The organism is Arthrobacter sp. (genome assembly GCF_048266065.1).
Taxonomy (GTDB): Bacteria; Actinomycetota; Actinomycetes; order Actinomycetales; family Micrococcaceae; genus Arthrobacter_H.
The window spans coordinates 186,490-204,954 of the sequence record NZ_JBLXAH010000007.1; the positions used below are offsets into that span (position 1 = coordinate 186,490).

At 69.8% G+C, this 18,465-nt stretch carries 13 protein-coding genes, 2 tRNA genes and 1 riboswitch; of the genes, 6 read left to right on the forward strand and 9 right to left on the reverse strand.

The window, feature by feature from the left end; genetic code table 11:
- Positions 1 to 56 precede the first annotated feature (56 nt).
- Positions 57 to 584, forward strand: a complete 528-nt coding sequence (locus ACN0TP_RS13180; RefSeq protein WP_417219664.1) for a PadR family transcriptional regulator — start codon at positions 57 to 59, stop codon at positions 582 to 584.
- A complete protein-coding gene (locus tag ACN0TP_RS13185; RefSeq protein WP_417219666.1) occupies positions 581 to 1,444 on the forward strand; it encodes an alpha/beta fold hydrolase in 864 nt (287 codons plus the stop codon). Before ACN0TP_RS13180 ends, ACN0TP_RS13185 begins: the two co-directional genes overlap by 4 nt.
- 32 nt (positions 1,445 to 1,476) lie before the next feature.
- On the opposite strand, the gene thiC is transcribed toward ACN0TP_RS13185, so the two are convergent.
- The 5 genes from thiC to ACN0TP_RS13210 form a co-directional block, all read right to left on the reverse strand.
- Positions 1,477 to 3,321 carry a phosphomethylpyrimidine synthase ThiC gene (gene thiC / locus ACN0TP_RS13190; RefSeq protein ID WP_417219667.1) on the reverse strand — a complete coding sequence of 615 codons (1,845 nt, stop codon included), beginning with the start codon at positions 3,319 to 3,321 and terminating at the stop codon, positions 1,477 to 1,479.
- Positions 3,318 to 3,423, reverse strand: a riboswitch (TPP riboswitch). (Overlaps the previous gene by 4 nt.)
- A gap of 119 nt (positions 3,424 to 3,542) precedes the next feature.
- Positions 3,543 to 4,724: a globin domain-containing protein gene (locus ACN0TP_RS13195; protein WP_417219668.1), complete on the reverse strand. Its 1,182-nt coding sequence runs from the start codon at positions 4,722 to 4,724 to the stop codon at positions 3,543 to 3,545.
- An 86-nt stretch (positions 4,725 to 4,810) separates the two neighbouring features.
- Positions 4,811 to 5,248: an RrF2 family transcriptional regulator gene (locus ACN0TP_RS13200; RefSeq protein WP_417219669.1), complete on the reverse strand. Its 438-nt coding sequence runs from the start codon at positions 5,246 to 5,248 to the stop codon at positions 4,811 to 4,813.
- A gap of 19 nt (positions 5,249 to 5,267) precedes the next feature.
- Positions 5,268 to 5,750: a hypothetical protein gene (locus ACN0TP_RS13205; protein ID WP_417219670.1), complete on the reverse strand. Its 483-nt coding sequence runs from the start codon at positions 5,748 to 5,750 to the stop codon at positions 5,268 to 5,270.
- Positions 5,747 to 7,162 carry a phosphomannomutase/phosphoglucomutase gene (locus tag ACN0TP_RS13210; protein ID WP_417219671.1) on the reverse strand — a complete coding sequence of 472 codons (1,416 nt, stop codon included), beginning with the start codon at positions 7,160 to 7,162 and terminating at the stop codon, positions 5,747 to 5,749. Before ACN0TP_RS13210 ends, ACN0TP_RS13205 begins: the two co-directional genes overlap by 4 nt.
- A 98-nt stretch (positions 7,163 to 7,260) precedes the next feature.
- On the opposite strand from ACN0TP_RS13210, the gene ACN0TP_RS13215 reads away from it, so the two are divergent.
- Both ACN0TP_RS13215 and ACN0TP_RS13220 read left to right on the forward strand, forming a co-directional pair.
- Positions 7,261 to 9,393 (forward strand): RecQ family ATP-dependent DNA helicase, encoded by a 2,133-nt coding sequence (locus ACN0TP_RS13215; RefSeq protein WP_417219673.1) that lies wholly within the window; start codon positions 7,261 to 7,263, stop codon positions 9,391 to 9,393.
- Between the two features lie 31 nt (positions 9,394 to 9,424).
- Positions 9,425 to 10,423, forward strand: coding sequence for a hypothetical protein (locus tag ACN0TP_RS13220; protein WP_417219674.1), 999 nt, complete (start codon positions 9,425 to 9,427; stop codon positions 10,421 to 10,423).
- Positions 10,424 to 10,460: 37 nt separating this feature from the next.
- Here the strand turns inward: ACN0TP_RS13220 and ACN0TP_RS13225 are convergent.
- Positions 10,461 to 10,549: transfer RNA gene (locus ACN0TP_RS13225), tRNA-Ser, on the reverse strand.
- A gap of 62 nt (positions 10,550 to 10,611) precedes the next feature.
- Positions 10,612 to 12,729, reverse strand: coding sequence for a prolyl oligopeptidase family serine peptidase (locus ACN0TP_RS13230; RefSeq protein ID WP_417219676.1), 2,118 nt, complete (start codon positions 12,727 to 12,729; stop codon positions 10,612 to 10,614).
- A 115-nt stretch (positions 12,730 to 12,844) separates the two neighbouring features.
- Here ACN0TP_RS13230 and ACN0TP_RS13235 point away from each other — a divergent pair, with 115 nt between their 5' ends.
- Complete coding sequence (locus ACN0TP_RS13235; protein ID WP_417219677.1) at positions 12,845 to 14,848, forward strand: FAD/NAD(P)-binding protein; 2,004 nt, start codon at positions 12,845 to 12,847, stop codon at positions 14,846 to 14,848.
- A gap of 15 nt (positions 14,849 to 14,863) precedes the next feature.
- Here the strand turns inward: ACN0TP_RS13235 and ACN0TP_RS13240 are convergent, their stop codons facing one another.
- Positions 14,864 to 17,425: an ExeM/NucH family extracellular endonuclease gene (locus ACN0TP_RS13240; protein WP_417219678.1), complete on the reverse strand. Its 2,562-nt coding sequence runs from the start codon at positions 17,423 to 17,425 to the stop codon at positions 14,864 to 14,866.
- A gap of 128 nt (positions 17,426 to 17,553) precedes the next feature.
- On the opposite strand from ACN0TP_RS13240, the gene ACN0TP_RS13245 reads away from it, so the two are divergent.
- The gene (locus ACN0TP_RS13245; RefSeq protein WP_417219679.1) at positions 17,554 to 18,222 is read left to right on the forward strand and encodes a GNAT family N-acetyltransferase; all 669 of its coding nucleotides are present in this window, start codon (positions 17,554 to 17,556) and stop codon (positions 18,220 to 18,222) included.
- Positions 18,223 to 18,270: 48 nt separating this feature from the next.
- On the opposite strand, the gene ACN0TP_RS13250 is transcribed toward ACN0TP_RS13245, so the two are convergent.
- Positions 18,271 to 18,358: transfer RNA gene (locus ACN0TP_RS13250), tRNA-Ser, on the reverse strand.
- Positions 18,359 to 18,465: the final 107 nt, after the last annotated feature.

The following is an 18,465-nucleotide window of genomic DNA, read 5'->3' on the forward strand; positions in this document are numbered from 1 at the left end:
TCCACACGCCGGGGGCATGGGCGACTTTTCACCTAGCGGGCTGGCATGATGGAACCATGATCCTCGCGCGCTTGATCCTCGGGCTGCTCAGCCTGTCGCCGATGACCGGCTATGACCTGAAGAAGCATTTCGACTCGAGCATCAACCACTTCTGGAACGCCGACAAGGCCCAGATCTACCGCACGCTCGCCCAACTGGTCTCCGAGGGCCTGGCCACGGTGCGGACGGTTCCGCAGGAGAACTACCCGGCGCGGCAGGAGCACCACATCACCGCCGCCGGGCGCACGTCCCTGCAGGAATGGCTCACCGGTTCGCTGGACCGCCAGCCGGCCCGGGAGCCGTTCCTGGGGCGCATCTTCTTCTCCGGCTCCCTAGCCCGCGAGGAGGTCCTGTCCCTGCTGGCCGCGCGCCGCGCCGAGGCCCGGGAGCTGCACCACTCGTACCGGGCACTGCGCGCCGAACTCGACGAGACGGCATTGGCCGACCGCCGCGGCTACCTGATGGCCGCGACCCTGGACCATGGCATTGCGCACGTCGATGCGGAACTTGCCTGGCTGGACTCCGTCGAAGGGAACCTGCCATGAGCGAGCGCCCCGCCACCGATCCGCACCGGGCCGCATCCCCGGCCCCGGCCACGCGGCCCGATCCGGCCGGCTACCCGGAGATCCACCGGCCCCAGCGGGCGCGCGCCGACGGCAAGGCCGCCCAGACGCTGGTGTTCCTGCACGGGGGCAACGTCGCGAACTGGATGTGGGACCCCCAGGTCAAGGCGTTTCCCGCCTACCAGGTCTTCACCCCGCACCTGCCCGGCTTCGGTGCCCGCACCGACGAGGACTGGCAGGGCCTGGACAGTGCAGCGGACGACGTCGCGGCGTTCATCGCCGAGGAGGTCGAGGATGGGCGGGTCCACCTGGTCGGGCTCTCCCTCGGAGGCGTCGTGGGGTTGCGGGCGGTGGCCCGGCATCCCGAATTGTTTGCCTCCGCCTTGTTCTCCGGGGCCTCGGTGCGCCCGGTCGGGGCAGCGGCCCGCATCTCCTCGGCGGCCCAGCTGCGCTTCGGGGACGCCGAATGGTTTTGGAAGGTCCAGGCGGGGGCCTTCGGCATCCCCGCGAACTCCCGCCAGCTCTATTCCGACCACGGGTTGAGCCTGCGCCCGGAGAACATGAAGGCGTTGGTCGAGGAGGTCTACGCCGGCGGGATTCCCGAGGGGCTCGGAGACTTCGGCGGACGCCTGCTGATGGTGGCCGGCGCCCGGGAGCCCGCCGTGGTGCGCAAGGGCTTCGCCGATGTGGCTGCCGTGCGACCGGACACCGAGTTCCGCCTGGCCCCTGGCATGCACCACCAATGGAGCATCGAGGATCCCCTGTTCTTCAACGCCATGGTCCGCGCCTGGATCGAACGCGGCGAGGCGCATCCCCGGCTGGTGCGGGTCCCCGGGCTCTGACGGCACGGCGCCGGGGCCCGGGGACCTGGGGGTCAGCCGGCGGCGGGACCGACCGGGATCGTCGCCTGCAGGTAGACGCTGGAGCCGGCGGCGGCGAACTCGCGGCTCTTGGCCTCCAGGCCCGCGGCGATGGAATCGGCCAGCTCGCGCTGCCGCGACTGTCCACCGAACTCATCGCGGATGTCCTGTGAGATCCGCATGGAACAGAACTTCGGCCCGCACATGGAGCAGAAGTGGGCCGTCTTCGCCGGTTCCGCGGGGAGTGTCTCGTCGTGGAACGCCTGGGCGGTGGCCGGATCGAGCCCCAGGGCGAACTGGTCGTTCCAGCGGAACTCGAACCGCGCCTTGGACAGGGCATCGTCGCGTGCCGTCGCCCCCGGGTGGCCCTTGGCCACGTCGGCTGCGTGCGCGGCGATCTTGTAGGTGATGACCCCGGTCTTCACATCGTCCTTGCCGGGCAGCCCCAGATGCTCCTTCGGGGTGACGTAGCACAGCATGGCCGTGCCGTACCTGGCGATCTCCGTCGCCCCGATGGCGCTGGTGATGTGGTCATACCCCGGCGCCGTGTCGGTGACCAACGGACCCAGGGTGTAGAACGGGGCGCCCTGGCACAGCTCCTGTTGGCGTTCGACGTTCTCGCGGACCAGGTGCAGGGGAATGTGGCCGGGGCCCTCCACCATGACCTGGACGTCGAACGCCCAGGCGCGCTGCGTCAACTCGGCCAGGGTGTCCAGTTCGGCGAACTGCGCCGCGTCGTTGGCATCGGCCAGGGAACCGGGACGCAACCCGTCGCCCAGGGAGAAGGCGACGTCGTAGCGGGCGAAGATCGCGCAGAGCTCGTCATAGTGCGTGTACAGGAAGTTCTCCTGGTGGTGGGCCAGGCACCATCCGGCCATGATCGATCCGCCGCGCGAGACGATCCCCGTCACCCGGTTGGCGCTCAGCGGTACATGGCGCAACAGCACGCCTGCGTGGATGGTCATGTAGTCCACCCCTTGTTCGCACTGTTCGATCACCGTGTCGCGGAAGATCTCCCACGTCAGCTTTGCTGCATCGCCGTCGACCTTTTCCAGCGCCTGGTAGATCGGAACGGTGCCGATGGGGACCGGGGAATTGCGGATCAGCCACTCGCGGGTGGTGTGGATGTCGTCGCCGGTCGAGAGGTCCATGACGGTGTCGGCGCCCCACTTCGTGGCCCAGGTGAGCTTGTCGACCTCCTCGGGGATCGAGGAGGTCACCGCGGAGTTGCCGATGTTGGCGTTGATCTTCACCAGGAAGGCCTTGCCGATGATCATCGGCTCGGACTCGGGGTGGTTGATGTTCACCGGGATGATGGCCCGGCCGGCGGCAACCTCGCTGCGCACCAGTTCGACGTCGCAGCCCTCGCGCAGGGCGACGTAGCGCATCTCGGCGGTGATGGATCCGCGCCGGGCATAGTGCATCTGGGTGACCGTCCGGCCCTTCAGGGAACGGCGGGGGATGGGGGTGGTGCCGGTCCATTCGGCCGACGCCGCCCCGCGGCGCACTGCCGACCGGCCGTCGTCGTGCAGGTTCCTGCGCCGGCCCTCGTACTCTTCGGTGTCGGCCCGGGCGGCGATCCAGTCCGCGCGCGGCCGGGGCAGCCCCGCGGTGGGTTCCGACCCCGGCCCCGACGTCCGGTAGGCCAGATGTGGTGCATTGGGCCGGCCATCGGGGGAGTCGGCCAGCGAGATCGCGGTGACCGGGACGCGCAGGCCATGCACGGGATCCTCGAGCCAGTGCAGGCGGTGTTGTGGATGCTGCTCCCAGGTGGTGGGTGTTTCACCCCCGGCCCCGGGCGTGCCGGTCCCCGTGGTGGTGGACGCGACGATGGTGTGTGTTTCCAGGGAATTGCTCATTCGAGCCCTCAACTTCCTACGCCGGCATGACCCGGACAGGTTCGACGGTCCCGAGCGGTCAGCTCGATCTCAGCCCCTCCTGGGGCACCCGTGTGGACCCTGCGAGCGTAGCGGAGCGGCCCGCCACCTGGCTAATCCAGGTGGCGGGCCGCTCGCAGCGCGGCTCCCCCCGGTGCGGCCCTCCCCAGGGGCCGCGCCGTCGTGCCGCGCAGCGGGTGGGCTCAGGCGGCGAGCCAGAGGTCGGGTCCGAAGACCTCGTAGTGGATGTTCGTGGCGGGAACGCCGGCGGCGATCGCCTGGCTGCGGACCGCGCGCATGAACGGCAGCGGGCCGCACAGGTACATCAGGGCATCAGCGGGCAGCTCGACGCCGGTGAGGTCCATGAACCCCTCGGCGGCCAGGGTGTCCTCGGAACTGGTGCTGGCGTCCTCGAGCCACAGCTTCAGTTCGGCGTTGGGCAGGGCGTCGACGGCCGAGCGCATCTGCTCCTTCAGGGCCCAGTTGGCTTCGTGCTGTTCGGCGTGCAGGACCAGCACGCGGCGGTCGGATCCGATCTCGGCCAGGGCCTGCAGGGCCGAGGCGCTGGGGGTGCAGCCGATGCCCGCGGTGGCGATGATGATCGGGGCGCCCTCCATGTCCAGGGTGATGTCCCCGTACGGGTTGGACAGTTCCACGACGTCGCCCACCTGCAGGTTCTCGTGCATGAAGGGGGAGACCTCGCCACCGGCATCGAGCTTGGTGGTCAGCACGCGCTCGGTGGTGGAGGAGACGGCATCGGAGAGCGAGTACTGGCGGACCTGGCGCAGCCCATCGGCCAGGGGCAGGCGGATGCTCACGAACTGGCCCGGCTTGGCCACGGAGACCGCAGTGTCGTCGGCCGGGACGAAGCGGAAGGTGACGCAATCGGTGCCGGCCGGCTCGCGGCTGGCCAGGCGCCAGCTGGCGTAGATCCTGTCGTTGGCCTGTTCGGCGTAGAGCCCGGTTTCGATCTTGACCAGGGCGTCGGCCATGAGCCAGTAGACCTCGGTCCAGGCGGCGACGACGTCCTCGGTGGCGGCGTCGCCGAGGTCCTCGGCAATGGCGGCGAAGAGGTGCTCGAAGACGATCTGGTACTGCTCGGGCTGGATGCCCAGGGACGTGTGCTTGTGGGCGATGCGGGACAGGACCGACTCGGGGAGGGTCTCGGGGTTCTGGACCAGGTGGGTGGCGAAGGCGGCGATGCTGCCGGCCAGGGCCTTTTGCTGGGCGCCGTTGTTCTGGTTGGCCCGGCTGAACAGGCCGTCGAGGAGTTCCGGGCGGGCGGCGAACATGCCGGCATAGAACTTCTTGGTGATCTCCCCGATCCGTTCGCCGATGACGGGCAGGGTTGCTTCGATGACGGGGCGGGCTGTGTCTGAGAGCATCGGATCTCCTCGAGTCGATTACTTGCTTCTGATTGGCAAGTATTACTTCTCAGTTCTACAGCCTGTAGAAAATGAGCGCAAGTCGGTTACGGCACCTGCGGCATCGGCAGCCGCGTCAGCCCGGGGGATGCGGAGAGTTCCCGGATGCTGGTGTGGTCAAGATCATCGTAGAAGGCCTGCCGGGCGCGGTTGAACGCGGTGCGCAGCCGGCACCCGGCGATGAGCGGGCAGGCCGAGCCGTCAGCCCGCACGCACTCCACGATGTCCGGCTGCTCATCGAGCGAGCGCAGGATGGATCCCGGCCGGGCGTCGAGCCCCGTGGTGCTGATGCGCACCCCGCCGGTGCGGCCGCGCTGGATGTCGACAAGTCCCAACTGGCCCAGCCGCAGGACGGCCTTGCTGACCTGGTTGTAGGGGATGTCGATGAGCCCGGCGATCTGGCGGGTGGTGAGCTGCTCCTCCGGGCGGGCGGCCAGGACCATCAGGATGCGCAGGCACCCGTCGGAGAAGGCATTGACCCTCATCGTGGACGACGTCGGGGCATCACGCCCAGATCTGCAGTTCGCCCGGTTCCGGCGTCGGCTCCTCGAACGTCCATTCCCCGCCGTCGTTGGCCGGTGCCGTGTAGGGCTGGATGACGGCGACGGCGCCGCCGAGGCTGTGTTCGGCCATGGCGTGGATCGCGTCGCGGTGCTCCTGCATCAAGGTGACGTCGGAGACGAGGGCGACGGCGGTGAACTGGTCGCGCTGGCCCGTCAGCAGGGTCACCAGGTCCTCCATCATCGCCTCGGCGTCGATGTCGGCCTCGGGATCCTGTTCCTCCTCGGGCGGCTGGACGGCGAGCAGGCGCAGCTCGCCTTCCTCCTCGGCGTCGGGCTCCAGCCCGATGGCGAACGGCAGGAAGACGCCGTTGGCCTCGAGCTGTTCGCGGGCCACGCCCAGGGCGGTGCCGAGGACCTTGTTCAGGTCCTGGTGGGCGGCGTCGCCGAGTTCGGCCAACCGGTTTTCCGTGGTGTTTTCGCTCATGCTGTGCTCCTGACGATGGTGAGGACGGCGTCGCGGACGCGTTCCATGGTCGTGGTGTCGACGGCTTCCCCGTTGTAGCGCAGGAAGGGCTCGGTGTTGGACGGACGCACGTTGAACCAGAAGGATCCGTCCGTCGCTGACACGGTGGTCCCGTCCAGCGTACCGACCACGGTGTCCTGCGTCGAAAATTCGGCCAGCACCCGGGCCACGGCGCCGTCCTTGTCGGCGACCTCGGAATTGATCTCCCCGGAGGAGAAGTACGGCTCGTACTCCGCGGCCAGTTCGCCCAGCGGCAACTCCTGCGAGCCGAGCGCGGCCAGCACGTGCATGGCGGCCAGCATCCCGGTATCGGCGTTGAAGAAGTCCCGGAAGTAGTAGTGGGCGCTGTGTTCGCCGCCGAACACTGCCCCCTCCTGGGCCATGACTGCCTTGATGAAGGAGTGCCCCACGCGCGTGACCACCGGCCGGCCGCCGTCGTGCTCCACCAGCTCGGGCACGGCACGTGAGGTGATGAGGTTGTGGATGATGACCGGGGTGTCCTCCCCGGAGGCCTTCGCCCGCGCGATTTCCCGGCGGGCCACCAGGGCGGTGATCGCCGAGGGGGAGACCGGCGCCCCCGTCTCGTCGATGACGAAGCAGCGGTCCGCGTCGCCGTCGAACGCCAGCCCGATGTCGGCGCCGTGTTCGACGACCGCTGCCTGCAGGTCCCTGAGGTTCTCCGGTTCCAGCGGGTTCGCCGGGTGGTTGGGGAAGGTGCCGTCCAACTCGAAGTACATCGGCACGATCTCCAGCGGCAGCCCCGGCAGCAGGGCGTCGCCGAGGACAGCGGGAGTGGTCATGCCCGACATGCCGTTGGCCGCGTCCACGACGACCTTCAGCGGGCGGATGCCCGAGAGGTCCACCAGCGAGCGCAGGTAGGCGGCATAGTCGGCCAGCACGTCGATCGTGTCGATGGTGCCCTCGGGGATGCCCCCGGACACCGGCAGGCCCTCGGCGAGGTAGGACTGGGCGAGGTCGCGGATCTCATACAGCCCGGTGTCCGAGGAGACGGGCACCGCACCGGCCTTGGCCATCTTCATCCCGTTGTAGGAGGCGGGGTTGTGGCTGGCTGTGAACACGACGCCGGCCGCGTCCAGGTGCCCGCAGGCGAAGTAGAGCTCGTCGGTGGAGATCAGCCCGAGCATCGACACGTTCGCGCCGCGGTAGGAGGCGCCCCGGGCAAAGGCCGCGGAGAAGGCGGGGGAGGAGGGACGCATGTCCCCGCCGACGAGCACGCGCTGACCTGACAGGCCCAGCACGTCCACGAAGGCGGCGCCGACGGCCTCGACGATCTCCTCGTTGATGGTTTCGCCGACGATGCCACGCACGTCGTAGGCCTTAAAGGACTGGGAAAGATCAATCTCGTCGTTCACGCGTTCGAGCATAGCCGGTGGCGCCGGGGCAACGCGATGATCCACAGGCTCCCGGGCCCCGGTGCCCACCGGTCGGTGCGCGCTGGAATACTGGGGCCATGGTTGAAACGGCTCACAGGCAATTGCACGACGACGCGACAGGGGTCCTGCGCCGGCTGGTCGGGAACGAGGACGCGCGTTTCCACGAGGGGCAGTTCGAGGCGATCGAGGCGCTGGTCGACGGCGGCCGACGCGCCCTGGTGGTCCAACGCACCGGCTGGGGGAAATCAGCCGTCTACTTCGTCGCCTCGCTGCTCTTGCGCGCCCGCGGTGCCGGCCCGACGCTGATCGTCTCCCCGCTGCTGGCGTTGATGCGCGACCAGGTCGCCGCGGCGGCCCGGGCCGGGGTGCGGGCCGAGGCCATCAATTCGGCCAACGCCGTCCAATGGCGGGAGATCACCGCGAAGCTCGATGCCGACGAGGTCGACGTGCTCCTGGTCTCACCCGAACGCCTGAACAACCCGTCCTTCCGGGAACAGCAGCTGCCGGACCTCGTCGCCCGCATGGGCCTGTTGGTCATCGACGAGGCCCACTGCATTTCGGACTGGGGGCACGACTTCCGGCCCGACTACCGGCGGATCCGTGACCTCATCGGCGCCCTGCCGTCCAACGTCCCCGTGCTGGCGACCACTGCCACGGCCAACGAGCGCGTGGTCCACGACGTCCAGGAGCAGCTGGCCGTCGGCGGGGCCGAGGTCTTCACGCTGCGCGGGCCGCTGGCCCGCAAATCCCTGCGGCTGGGGGTGCTGCGCCTGCCCAGCCCGCGGATGCAACTGGCCTGGCTGCTGACCCACCTTCACGACCTGCCCGGCAGCGGCATCATCTACACCCTGACCGTCTCCGCCGCCGAGGACATCGCCCGGCTGCTGCGCGAGGCCGGCCATGACGTGCGCTCCTACACCGGGCGCACCGATCCGGAGGAACGCGCCGCCGCCGAGCAGGCGTTGAAGGACAACGAGGTCAAGGCGCTGGTTGCCACCAGTGCCCTGGGCATGGGGTTCGACAAACCCGACCTCGGGTTCGTGGTCCACGTCGGCGCACCGAGTTCCCCGGTGGCCTACTACCAGCAGGTCGGCCGTGCCGGTCGTGGCACCGAGAACGCCGACGTGCTGCTGTTGCCCGGCCCGGAGGACCGTGAGATCTGGCGGTACTTCGCCACCGCCTCCATGCCGGACGAGGACCGTGCCCACGCGGTGCTCACCGAACTCGAGGCCGCCGGCACCGCGGTATCGGTCCCGGCGCTGGAGGCCCGGGTCAACGTGCGCCGCTCGCCACTGGAGCTGCTGCTCAAGGTCCTGGCGGTCGACGGAGCCGTCGAACGGGTCGCCGGCGGCTGGGCACGCACCCGCGAACCCTGGGTCTACGATGCCGGCCGCTACTCCCGGGTGGCAGCGGCCCGGGTGGACGAGCAGAACTCCATGCTCGAATACGAACGCACCACCGGCTGCCGGATGGAATTCCTCTCGACGGTGCTCGACGATCCCGAGGCGGCCCCGTGCGGGCGCTGCGACAACTGTGCGGGGCCCTGGTACCAGGACACCATCGGCGATGAGGCCCGGGACCGATCCCAGACGGCACTGGGCCGTGTCGGCGTGCAACTGGATCCCCGGGCCATGTGGCCCGGGGGCATGGACCGGCTCGGGGTGCCGCTGAAGGGCAAGATCGCCCCCGCCAACCAGGCCCGGCCCGGGCGGGCGCTGGCCCGGTTGACCGACCTGGGCTGGGGGGCACGCCTGCGGACCCTGCTCTCCACCACCGCCGAACAGGTCGCCGACGAGCCGATCGAGGATGCCATGCTGCGCGCCTGCGTCCAGGTGCTCTCCGAATGGGACTGGGCCCAACGCCCCGCCGCAGTGGTGTCCATGCCCTCGCGGACCCGTCCGCAACTGGTCGAGTCCTTCGCCGCCGGCATCGCCCGGATCGGGCAGTTGCCGTACCTCGGGGCGCTGGAATACCCCCATGGCGGCCCGCGTGGCGGATCAGGGGGCAACAGCGCCTTCCGTTTGGCGGCGGTCTGGGGCCAGCTGGCCGTCGGTGCCGAACTGGCCGGGCAACTGGAGGGGCTGGGGGGCCCGGTGCTGCTCATCGACGACTACGTCGACAGCCGGTGGACCATCACCGAGGCGACCCGCGTGCTCCGCGACGCCGGGGCTCCCGCGGTGCTGCCGTTCGTCCTGGCGGTCTCCGCCTGACCTGGTGGACGGACGGCCCTAGACTTGGACCATGGAGACGTTGTTGTGGGTTCTGGTCCCCCTGCTGGTCATTGTGCTGGGGTGGTGGCTGCTGACACGGTTGCGTCGAAAGACCTCGGCCGAGGTCAAGGCGGCCGTTGGCCCCGAGTCCGCGCAGCAGGCCGCGGGACAACTGGGGGCGGATGCCCACCGCGCCGTGTACCGGAACCTGGCCCAGGGCAACTTCATGGGTGCGGTCCAGGAATACCGGACCGCCACCGGAGCCGGCGTCAAGGCCAGCATCATCGCCGTGCGCAGCCTCGAGGCGCATCCGCAGGTCTACCGTGAACGCGGCACCCTCTCCGACGCAGCCGACCCGTCGGAGGCCCCACCCGCAGCGCCCGACGCATCCGGCGAATCCGCCGGCCCCGCAGCGGCTGAGCCTCCTGCGCCGGACACCCCGGCAACCGCTCCGGTGGAACCCACCGACGCCGATCCGGCGGCGCCTGCGGGCATCGACGCGGCAGCAGGCGGACCGGCCGATGCGCCCACGGCCGGTGAGGACTTCACGATCCCCGACGAGTGGGCCGAAAAATTCGGCAGCGGGGCCAGCCGCAAGACCTCCACCTTCAGGATCTCGGCACAACAGGACGGCGTGGTCCGCGAATTCGGCACCGACGAGCTGCCCCCGGCCGAATTCGACCAGTTCCAGTCGCTGCTGCGCGACCACGACCTCGACGGCGCGGCCGAGCTGCTGGCCAAGTTCTCGGGGCTGGACCGGGACTCCATCCGCCAGCTGCTGGACACGGCCCCGGTGGACGGCAACCCCGCCTCGATGGGTGACAACATCGCGGATTTCAGCTTCGAGGGCGACGGACCGGACGGGCATGTCCGCTTCAGCGCCAGCGATCTGCCCGGTGAGGACAAGGGCCGCTTCCTGGGTTTCATGCGTTCCGGTGAACTGGGCCGCGCCGCAGAGATCGTGCACGAGCACACCGGGTTGCCCGTGGAGATGGTGGAACAGTTGCTCACCGCGTTCGGCAAGAAGTAGGAACAAAAAAACCCCTACCTGAGTAGGGGTTTTTCAGCGGAGACGGGGGGATTTGAACCCCCGGTCGAGTTTAACCCCGACCCTTCATTAGCAGTGAAGTCCATTCGGCCGCTCTGGCACGTCTCCAGCGCTGCTAAAGCAACCCCCCCAGACTACCGACAACTGGCCCCGAAATTCAAAAGCGGCGCTCAGGCCACCGTCCGCCAGAGGAACTCGTAGCTGGTGGCCAGCATCTGCGCGCTCTGCCGGTTATCCGATGCCCCCGCATGCCCACCCTCCAGCGACTCGTGGTACCAGATCCCCGGCACGCCGGCGTCGAGCATCTTCGCCGCCATCTTCCGGGCCTGCACCGGGCCCACCCGGTCGTCGCTGGTTGCGCTCCAGATCAGCGCCGGCGGGAAACGCGTTCCCGCGGCAAGCGCTTCGTCGAGCAGGTGGTAGGGGGAGAACCCGCGGATGAACTCCCAGTCCCCGGGCACATCGGGGTCCCCGTACTCGGCGATCCAGGAATGCCCCGCCGAGAGCCGGGTGTAGCGGCGCATGTCCAGCAACGGGACCCCGCAGGAGATCGCGCCGAAGAGTTCCGGATACCGGGTGAGCATGTTCCCCACCAGCAGGCCGCCGTTGCTGCGCCCCGTGGCCGCGAGATGCCCCGGGGTGGTGACGCCGCGGGCCACCAGGTCCCGGGCGATGGCAGCGAAGTCCTCATAGGCGCGGTGCCTGTTCTCCCGCAGGGCGGCCCGGTGCCAGGACGGGCCGTATTCGCCGCCGCCACGGATGTTGGCCAGCACATACACGCCGTCCCGGCCCGTGTTGGCCTCCCGGCGCAGCCAGGAGAGGCCCACCACCGCCGAGTACGACGGCGTCAGGCTGGTTTCGAATCCGCCGTAGCCGTTCATGAGCACGGGGTTTCCGCCGTCGTGCACCAGATCGGCGGGGCCGACCTGGAAGTAGGGCACCTGGGTGCCGTCGTCGCTGGTGGCGAAGTGCTGTTGGACCTCCAGGCCGGTGGCGTCGAACCGGGGCGGGGAGGACTTCACCGGTTGCGGGGCCCCGGCACCGATCCTCCCGCGGGAGAGCGTGGCCGGGGTGAGGAACCCGGAGGAGACCAGCCAGTAGTCGTTGGCGGTGTCGGGATCCTTGTCATCGACGGCAGCGACTGACAAGTCAAGGTGGGTCCCGGCGCCGACGTCGAGGGGGCGCAGGCCCCAGCCGGCTGCCGGGTCGGCCACCAGGATCTGCGAGGAGACGTGGTGCAGGACGTTCAACAACAGGTGATCGGCGGTGAACGAGGTGGACTGCAGCGAGGTGGCCGCGTCCGGGGTGAAGACGCTGGTGACGGTGCGCCCGCCGGAGAGGAAGTCCTCCAGGTCGGCCACGGCCAGGGACCCGGCGGGCAGGTGCCGGGAGCCCAGGTCCCAGTCCTGTTGGGGGCTGAACAGCAGCCAGCCCCGGTGGATGCCGACCCGCACATGGGTGGGGACGTCGATCGGCATCCACGTGCCGGCCCGCAGGATCGAGGTGCGGGTGTTGAAGAAGTCGATGACGTCGGTGGCGGTGACGTGTCCGAAGCCAGGGGTCTGGTCCACCGACACGGCGGCCATGACGTGGGAGGCGTCGACGGAAAAGGCCTCCGGGGCCCGGGCGGGATCCATGCCGCGTTCGACCCGTCGCACGGTGCGGGCGTAGCCGGATCGCGTCAGCGTGCCCGGGCCGAAATCGGTGGCCACATACCAGGCGTCCGGGCCGTCCCACCCGACCTGGGTCTTGCCCGCCGGCAGGGTGAACCCACCGGGCACGAACGCCGCGGTGGCCAGGTCGAATTCGCGGATCTCGACGGCATCGCCGCCGTCGGGTGAGAGGCGCAGGAGCGCCCGCTGGTATTCGCCCCCGTCGGCGGGGCGCAACAGCCGGGACCCGGCGAAGACCCAGTCGACGCCCTCGGCGGCGGCCAGCGCATCGACGTCGAGCAGGACCTGCCAGTCCGGGGTCTCGCCCCGGTAGGAATCCCACGTGGTGCGGCGCCATAGGCCCTTGGGGTGGGCGGCATCGCGCCAGAAGTTGTAGTAGAAGCCGCCGCGTTTGGTGGCCATCGGGATGCGGTCGTCGGCGTCGAGTACCGAGAGGATCGAGGACTCCAGGGCGCGGTAGCGCCCGTCGTGCAGCATGGCCTCGGTGGCGGCGTTGCGTGCGCCCACCCACTCCAGGGAAGCCGGGGCGTGGATGTCCTCCAGCCATTCCCACCGGTCGTGCGGTTCGGCGTCTGTGCCCCGGTCCGGGGTTGGGGTGTCCACGGTGCTGTCCATGGGCCCAGTCTATGATCCGCTCCGGGCCCGGGCGGTACGCTGGGAACCCCTGCCTCCGGCGGACCGGCGGGGTAGCGGCCGGGGATCCGGCCCGTCGACGACGAAGGAGCAGCAGGTGGCAGCAAGCAGGTTCAACGTGGTCATCATCGGTGCCGGCCCCCGGGGCACCTCGACCCTGGAACGCCTGCTGGCCCACCTCGACGACGCCACGGCTGCAGCTGGCTCCGACGAACCACCCTGGCGGCTCGACCTCACCATCGTGGACCCCTGCGAACCCGGCCCCGGCCACGTCTGGGCCCCCGGGCAGGCGCGCTACTACCTGATGAACACCCCGGCACTCTTCCCCACCGTCGCCCCGCCGCGCGGATCCGGTGACCGGCCGGGCCTGACGTTCGAGGAGTTCCGGGCCAGTGGCGGCGACGGCGCCGACCTGGATGCCACCGAGCAAGCGGAACTGGCCAACCTGTCCACCGACGGGTTCCCGGGCCGGGCCCTCTACGGAGCCTATCTGCGCCACGTCTTCACCCGGGTCGCCGATCGCCTCGGCGCACACCCCGCGGTCGCGTCCCTGAAGGTCGTCCGCGCGGAGGCAACTGCCATCCGGCGCGAGGCCAACGGCTACCGGATCACGCTCGCCGGCACCGGGGACGACGACGGACACGACGCCGGAGGGCAGGAGTTGGCCGCCGAGGCGGTGGTGCTGGCCGTGGGCCACGTCCCGGCCCACCCGAACCCGCAGCAGCGCGTCGCCGGGGAACGGGCCACGGCAGTTGGCCTGCACTACCAGGGACCCAATGTGCCGGCCGACGTCGACTGGGATGTGTACCCGCCCGGGGAGCCGGTGCTGGTGCGCGGCCTCGGCCTGAACTTCTTCGACGCGATGACCGCGCTGACCGTCGGCCGGGGCGGGGAGTTCGTCCCCACCGGAGCCGGGCCCGGACATGCGCTGGAATACCGGGCGAGCGGGACCGAACCCGGGCTGCATGCAGCGTCCCGCCGCGGCGCCCCCTACCGGGCGAAGCCATGCATCGATACGTACCTGCCGCGTTCGGTCTCCCTGCGCCATCTGGGCTTCGATGCGGTGCACGAGCTCGCAGCCGCCGGTGCCCCGGGGGAACCCGCAGGAAAGGTCGGCTTCAACGCCCACGTCTGGCCGCTGCTGCACCGCGACGTGCTGCGGACCTATTACGCAACGCTCGTCCGCGTCAGCCCCGGACTCTTCGAGGACCCCGCGGCCTTCCTGGCCGAACTGGACGACGTCCTGGACGCTCCGCACGTCCACGGCCAGGAGGTCTGGCGGACGGTGGCCCGTGAACTCGTTGAACGGGCGGCGCCGGGCGCCGCGTGGCTGGACGTGGCGGCACTGGGCCACCCGTTCGCCGACCGCGGGTTCGTGGGGCACGACGCCTACCAGGACGCAGTGCTGCGGTACCTGGAAGAGGATGCCGCGTCATCGGCCCGGGGCGAGGACGACCCGCTGAAGATGGCCATCGGTGCGTTGAACGCCGGCCGCGGCATCGTCAAGCGGTTCGTTGCCGAGGGCCTGCTCGATGACGCCAGCCGGTTGGAGGAGCTCGCCCGCTGGTTCGAACCCCTGGTGGAGGGCCTGGCCAGCGGCCCGCCGCTGCAGCGCATCGAGGAGCTGGCCGCCTTGGCGCGTGCCGGCGTCGTGCAGTTCATCGGACCCGATCCGGTGTTCTCCCTCGAGGAGGAGGCCGGCCATTTTGCGGCGTCCTCACCCTGGGTGCAGGACGAGCCGGTCACCGCCCGGTACATGTTCGAGGCCATGATGCCGGCCAACCGGGTCGCCCAATCCGCCTCTCCGCTGCTGGAGCAGCTGCTGGCCGATGGGCTGGCCCGGCCGCGGCTGATGGACACCTCTGAGGGGGACGCCGTCCATGGTTCCGGGTTCGACGTCGTGGGTCAGCCCTACCGGTTGGTGGACGGCCACGGGATCGCCCACCGGGGGATCTTCGTGTTGGGGCTGCAGCTCTCCAGCGTCCAGTGGGGCACTGCCATCGCCGCGGAAGCCGGGGCCGGATTCCAGGACGGCGCCCGCACCCTGGGGGATGCGGACGCCGTCGCGCTGGAACTGGTCAGGATGGCCGCCCGGGACTGATCCCGGGCCGCCGGATCACTTCCGGTGGTGCCCCTTCTTGCCGCCGAGGTCCAGGCCGACGACCAGCGGGTCGTGGTCAGAGGCCCGGTAGGGGTCAGGGGCGTAGAAGTCGGTGACGTTGTAGTTGTACCGGCTGTACTCCAGGGCAATGGGCTCGTCCGCGTTGATGTCCCAGATGTCCACACCCGAGACGTTGCTGGCCGTCGGGCGGGAGGCGAGCACGTGGTCCAGTGATCCGGTCCGCCCCGCGAAGAGGTAGGACTGCTTGCCGGTCCCGGACCCGAGGTCGACGTAACCGGCTGCGTAGAGCACCTGCATCGGATCCTCCTGCGTGTAGGAGTTGAAGTCGCCCGTGAGCAGGACCTGGGTGGTCTTCGCCCGGAGCTTCATCTGCTCGGCGAAGTCCACCAGCGCGGTCGCCTGCTGGACGCGTGCAGCGTTCCAGGCGCCCTGGCCGTCACCGGTGTCCTCGTTGCCTGAACCATCCGAGGGGCCCGAGCCCTTGGACTTGAAATGGTTCACGATCGCCACGAAGGAATCATGCTTGGGCCCGCGGGCCGCGGTGAAGGCCTGGGCCAGCGGAGGACGCGCGTTGGAGAAGGCCTGGTCGTCCAGGATGACCGAGGGGCCGGCCGGCTTCACCGCTGCCTTGCGGTAGATGAAGGCGGTGCGGATGACGTCCTCGTCGGCGGGAACGGCGGCGGGGGTCGGGATGTACTCCCATGTCTTCGGCCCCTTGCCGTGGCCTTTGCCGTGGCCCGGTTTCGTGGACGCGGCGTTCAGGGCGTCGACCAGTTCGGCCAGCGCGCTGTCGCGGTCCTGGCCGAAGGCCGCCGAGTTCTCGATTTCCTCCAACGAGACGACGTCGGCGTCCAGTCCGTTGATCGCCGCGACGATCTTCGCCTGCTGGCGTTGCAGGTTGGCGGCATTCGCCGCACCCCGTGCCTCACAGCCGCTGCGGACCGTGACGGGCTGGCCGTCGCGGTCGGTGTAGAAGCTGCAGCCGCTGAGCTGGTCTCCGGTGGTGGTGAAGTAGTTCAGCACGTTGAAGGTGCCGATCTTCACGTCACCGCCGACGTCCTCCGGGTGGGAGGTCCGGGTCTTGCCGAAGGCGACAGGCTGGTCTGCGGTGTTGGCACCGGTCAGCCGGGTCAGCGGCTGGAAACGCCAGGCGTCATGGCGGTAGTCGAGGATGACGTTGCCGATGAAGTCCACCGGGGCCCCGACCCGGACCTGGGATCCGCGGGCGAGGTAGGGCAGCGGGACGTCCTTGTTCTGATCGGCGCCCAGGTAGTTGGCAGTGGAGCCGTCGTCCAGGGTGACGGAGCGGGCCAGGTTCTCGGTTTCGACGGCCGCTGCCTTCGTCGAACCAGCCGGGGCCACATCGGTGGCCTGGGGCAGGGTCGTGGCACCGCGCACCAGGCGGGAGGTCCCGAAGGCCAGCCCCAGTTCGCCGTAGCCGTTGAGCGAATAGTTGTCGGCGAGCGTCCACTGGCCCTGCGGATCCCACAACATGCCCTCGTACACCTCACGTTGGGCGTCGGTGGCGGGCCAGGCGACGGTCAACGGCTTCACGGCCTCGGCCGGCTCGTCGAGGACGGTGGCGCCGCCAGCGGGGACGCTGAGTTGGGTGAGGCCGTAGAACTCGCCGGCCGTGCCGGTGACCTCCACGTAGTCGCCGACCCGCACGTCGGACACCGTGGCAGCCGAATAGATGAACAGCCCGCTCGAGGCCGTCGAGCCGGAGTCACCGCCGGTGCCCGGGGTCTGGATGTAGTACCCGTCGTAGCCACCGGTCGGGTAGGTGGCGGTGACCACGCCGCGCGTGGTGACCAACTGGCCCGCCAGCGCGGTGGAATCGCCGGTGCCCTGGATCTCGGCGATGCTTGCGGTCACCGGGTCCACGGGATCCGGATCCGTGCCGGGGTCGGTCCCGCCGGACGCTGTGGGGGAGGGGGCGGCGTTCAGGGTGAAGTCTGCTGCGTTGTTGTCAGTATCCGCGTGGTCGGCGCGCTCGAGGGACTTCGGATCCGAGTTGCCGGCCGGGGCCGTGGCGGCGGCCGTCTCGAACGTGTTGGAGGAGCCGTAGCCGAGCAGGTCGACGACAGCTGCGTTGTCGGTGACCGAACCGGTCGGCAGGGTCAGCCGGTCCGCCTGGTTCGAGAGCACTATCGTGCCCTGGCTGCCGCTCGGATTGAACGAGGTGGCCAGATCGGGTGCCGGCAGTTCGGCCCCGTTCCCGCCGTTGCTACCCCCACCGACCAGGAAGTGGCCGTGGGCGGGAACGGTCCCGGAGAGCGCGACCGAGGTGTTGGTGGCAGCGGTTCCGGTGGCCGATCGGTATTGCAGCGTCCAGCCGTCCAACGTCACCGGCGATGCGGAGCCGTTGTACAACTCGACGAACTTGTCCTGGTAGACCGCGTTGGCGCTGCCGCCTGACAGGTAGGCCTCGTTGATGACGATGCCGCCGCCGTCGGCAGCGGGGGCGGCCATGGCGGGGCCGGCTGCCGCGCTGGCGGCGATCAGGGTGGTGCAGGCGGCCAGACACAGGCCGGCCCGGGTGCGTGATGCGTTCACGATGGTGCCCTTCTCTGGTGCAGGTTCGTCAATGAACCTTTCAGTGATGTAAACCAGTGAAACAGCAAGAGGTGAACTGTGGATAGACCCCGGGTGACAGAGGTGCACGCCGCGGCTACGCTCGCTCCATGCCCCCAACAGCGCACGAACCGCCCCAACCCGGCCCACCGGACCCGCACCCCGGGTGGCTCATCCGGCCCCCGGAACCCGGCGAGTGGCCCGGCATCGGCGCCGTCGTGGGAGCTGCCTTCGGCGCGGACGACCCGGCCGAGGGCCACACGGTGGGTGCCCTGGTGGACACCCTGCGCCGCTCGTGGCAGCAGGACCGGGGCTTCGAACTCGTCGCCGACGCCGGTGGCCGGGTCGTCGGCCACGTCGGCATGACGCGGGCCTACGTCGACTCGTTGGAGAAGCTGCACCACGTCCTGGTCCTGTCGCCGCTGTCCGTGGAGCCCCGATGGCAAGGCCGTGGCATCGGCAAGGCCCTGGTGCGCGCCGCGCTCGCCGGGGCACGGGACGCGGGCTGGCCGCTGGTCTTCCTCGAGGGCGCTCCGTCGTTTTATCCACAGTTGGGCTTTGTCGAGGCCGGGCCCGCGGGATTCGGCAAGCCCTCGGTGCGGATCCCCGATGCCGCGTTCATGGTCCACGCCACCGGCGCCGGGCCGCATATTGCCGGCGGAGCCCTGGTTTATCCGGAGGCCTTCTGGGAAACGGACACCACGGGGCTGCGCGGGGAGATCCTGCGCCAGCTGAGCCCCGGACTCTTCGCGGCCGATGGCCGGGGCGAGGGCAGTTAACGCATCCGGGAAGCCGACCCGCCAGGGCCCGGCTTCCCGGATGGTGCGCGGAAGGTAAGGGATTTGAACCCTTGGTACGGGGTTACCGCACACTGGTTTTCAAGACCAGCTCCATAGGCCGCTCGGACAACCTTCCAGACACGAGAACTATACGCGAGGGCCCCGGGAGCCGGAAAATGCACGGATAGGGTGGGCGGAGGAAACAGCCAGCCACGGGAAGGGACCCCATCATGAGCCACGCCA

What these genes read in the sequence shown, in the direction of transcription:
- ACN0TP_RS13205 (WP_417219670.1), bottom strand. Translation starts at nt 5,750, where the DNA reads ATGAGCGAAAACACCACGGAAAACCGGTTGGCCGAACTCGGCGACGCC.
- thiC (WP_417219667.1), bottom strand. Translation starts at nt 3,321, where the DNA reads ATGAGCAATTCCCTGGAAACACACACCATCGTCGCGTCCACCACCACG.
- ACN0TP_RS13200 (WP_417219669.1), bottom strand. Translation starts at nt 5,248, where the DNA reads ATGAGGGTCAATGCCTTCTCCGACGGGTGCCTGCGCATCCTGATGGTC.
- ACN0TP_RS13195 (WP_417219668.1), bottom strand. Translation starts at nt 4,724, where the DNA reads ATGCTCTCAGACACAGCCCGCCCCGTCATCGAAGCAACCCTGCCCGTC.
- ACN0TP_RS13180 (WP_417219664.1), top strand. Translation starts at nt 57, where the DNA reads ATGATCCTCGCGCGCTTGATCCTCGGGCTGCTCAGCCTGTCGCCGATG.
- ACN0TP_RS13230 (WP_417219676.1), bottom strand. Translation starts at nt 12,729, where the DNA reads ATGGACAGCACCGTGGACACCCCAACCCCGGACCGGGGCACAGACGCC.
- ACN0TP_RS13245 (WP_417219679.1), top strand. Translation starts at nt 17,554, where the DNA reads ATGCCCCCAACAGCGCACGAACCGCCCCAACCCGGCCCACCGGACCCG.
- ACN0TP_RS13215 (WP_417219673.1), top strand. Translation starts at nt 7,261, where the DNA reads ATGGTTGAAACGGCTCACAGGCAATTGCACGACGACGCGACAGGGGTC.
- ACN0TP_RS13185 (WP_417219666.1), top strand. Translation starts at nt 581, where the DNA reads ATGAGCGAGCGCCCCGCCACCGATCCGCACCGGGCCGCATCCCCGGCC.
- ACN0TP_RS13220 (WP_417219674.1), top strand. Translation starts at nt 9,425, where the DNA reads ATGGAGACGTTGTTGTGGGTTCTGGTCCCCCTGCTGGTCATTGTGCTG.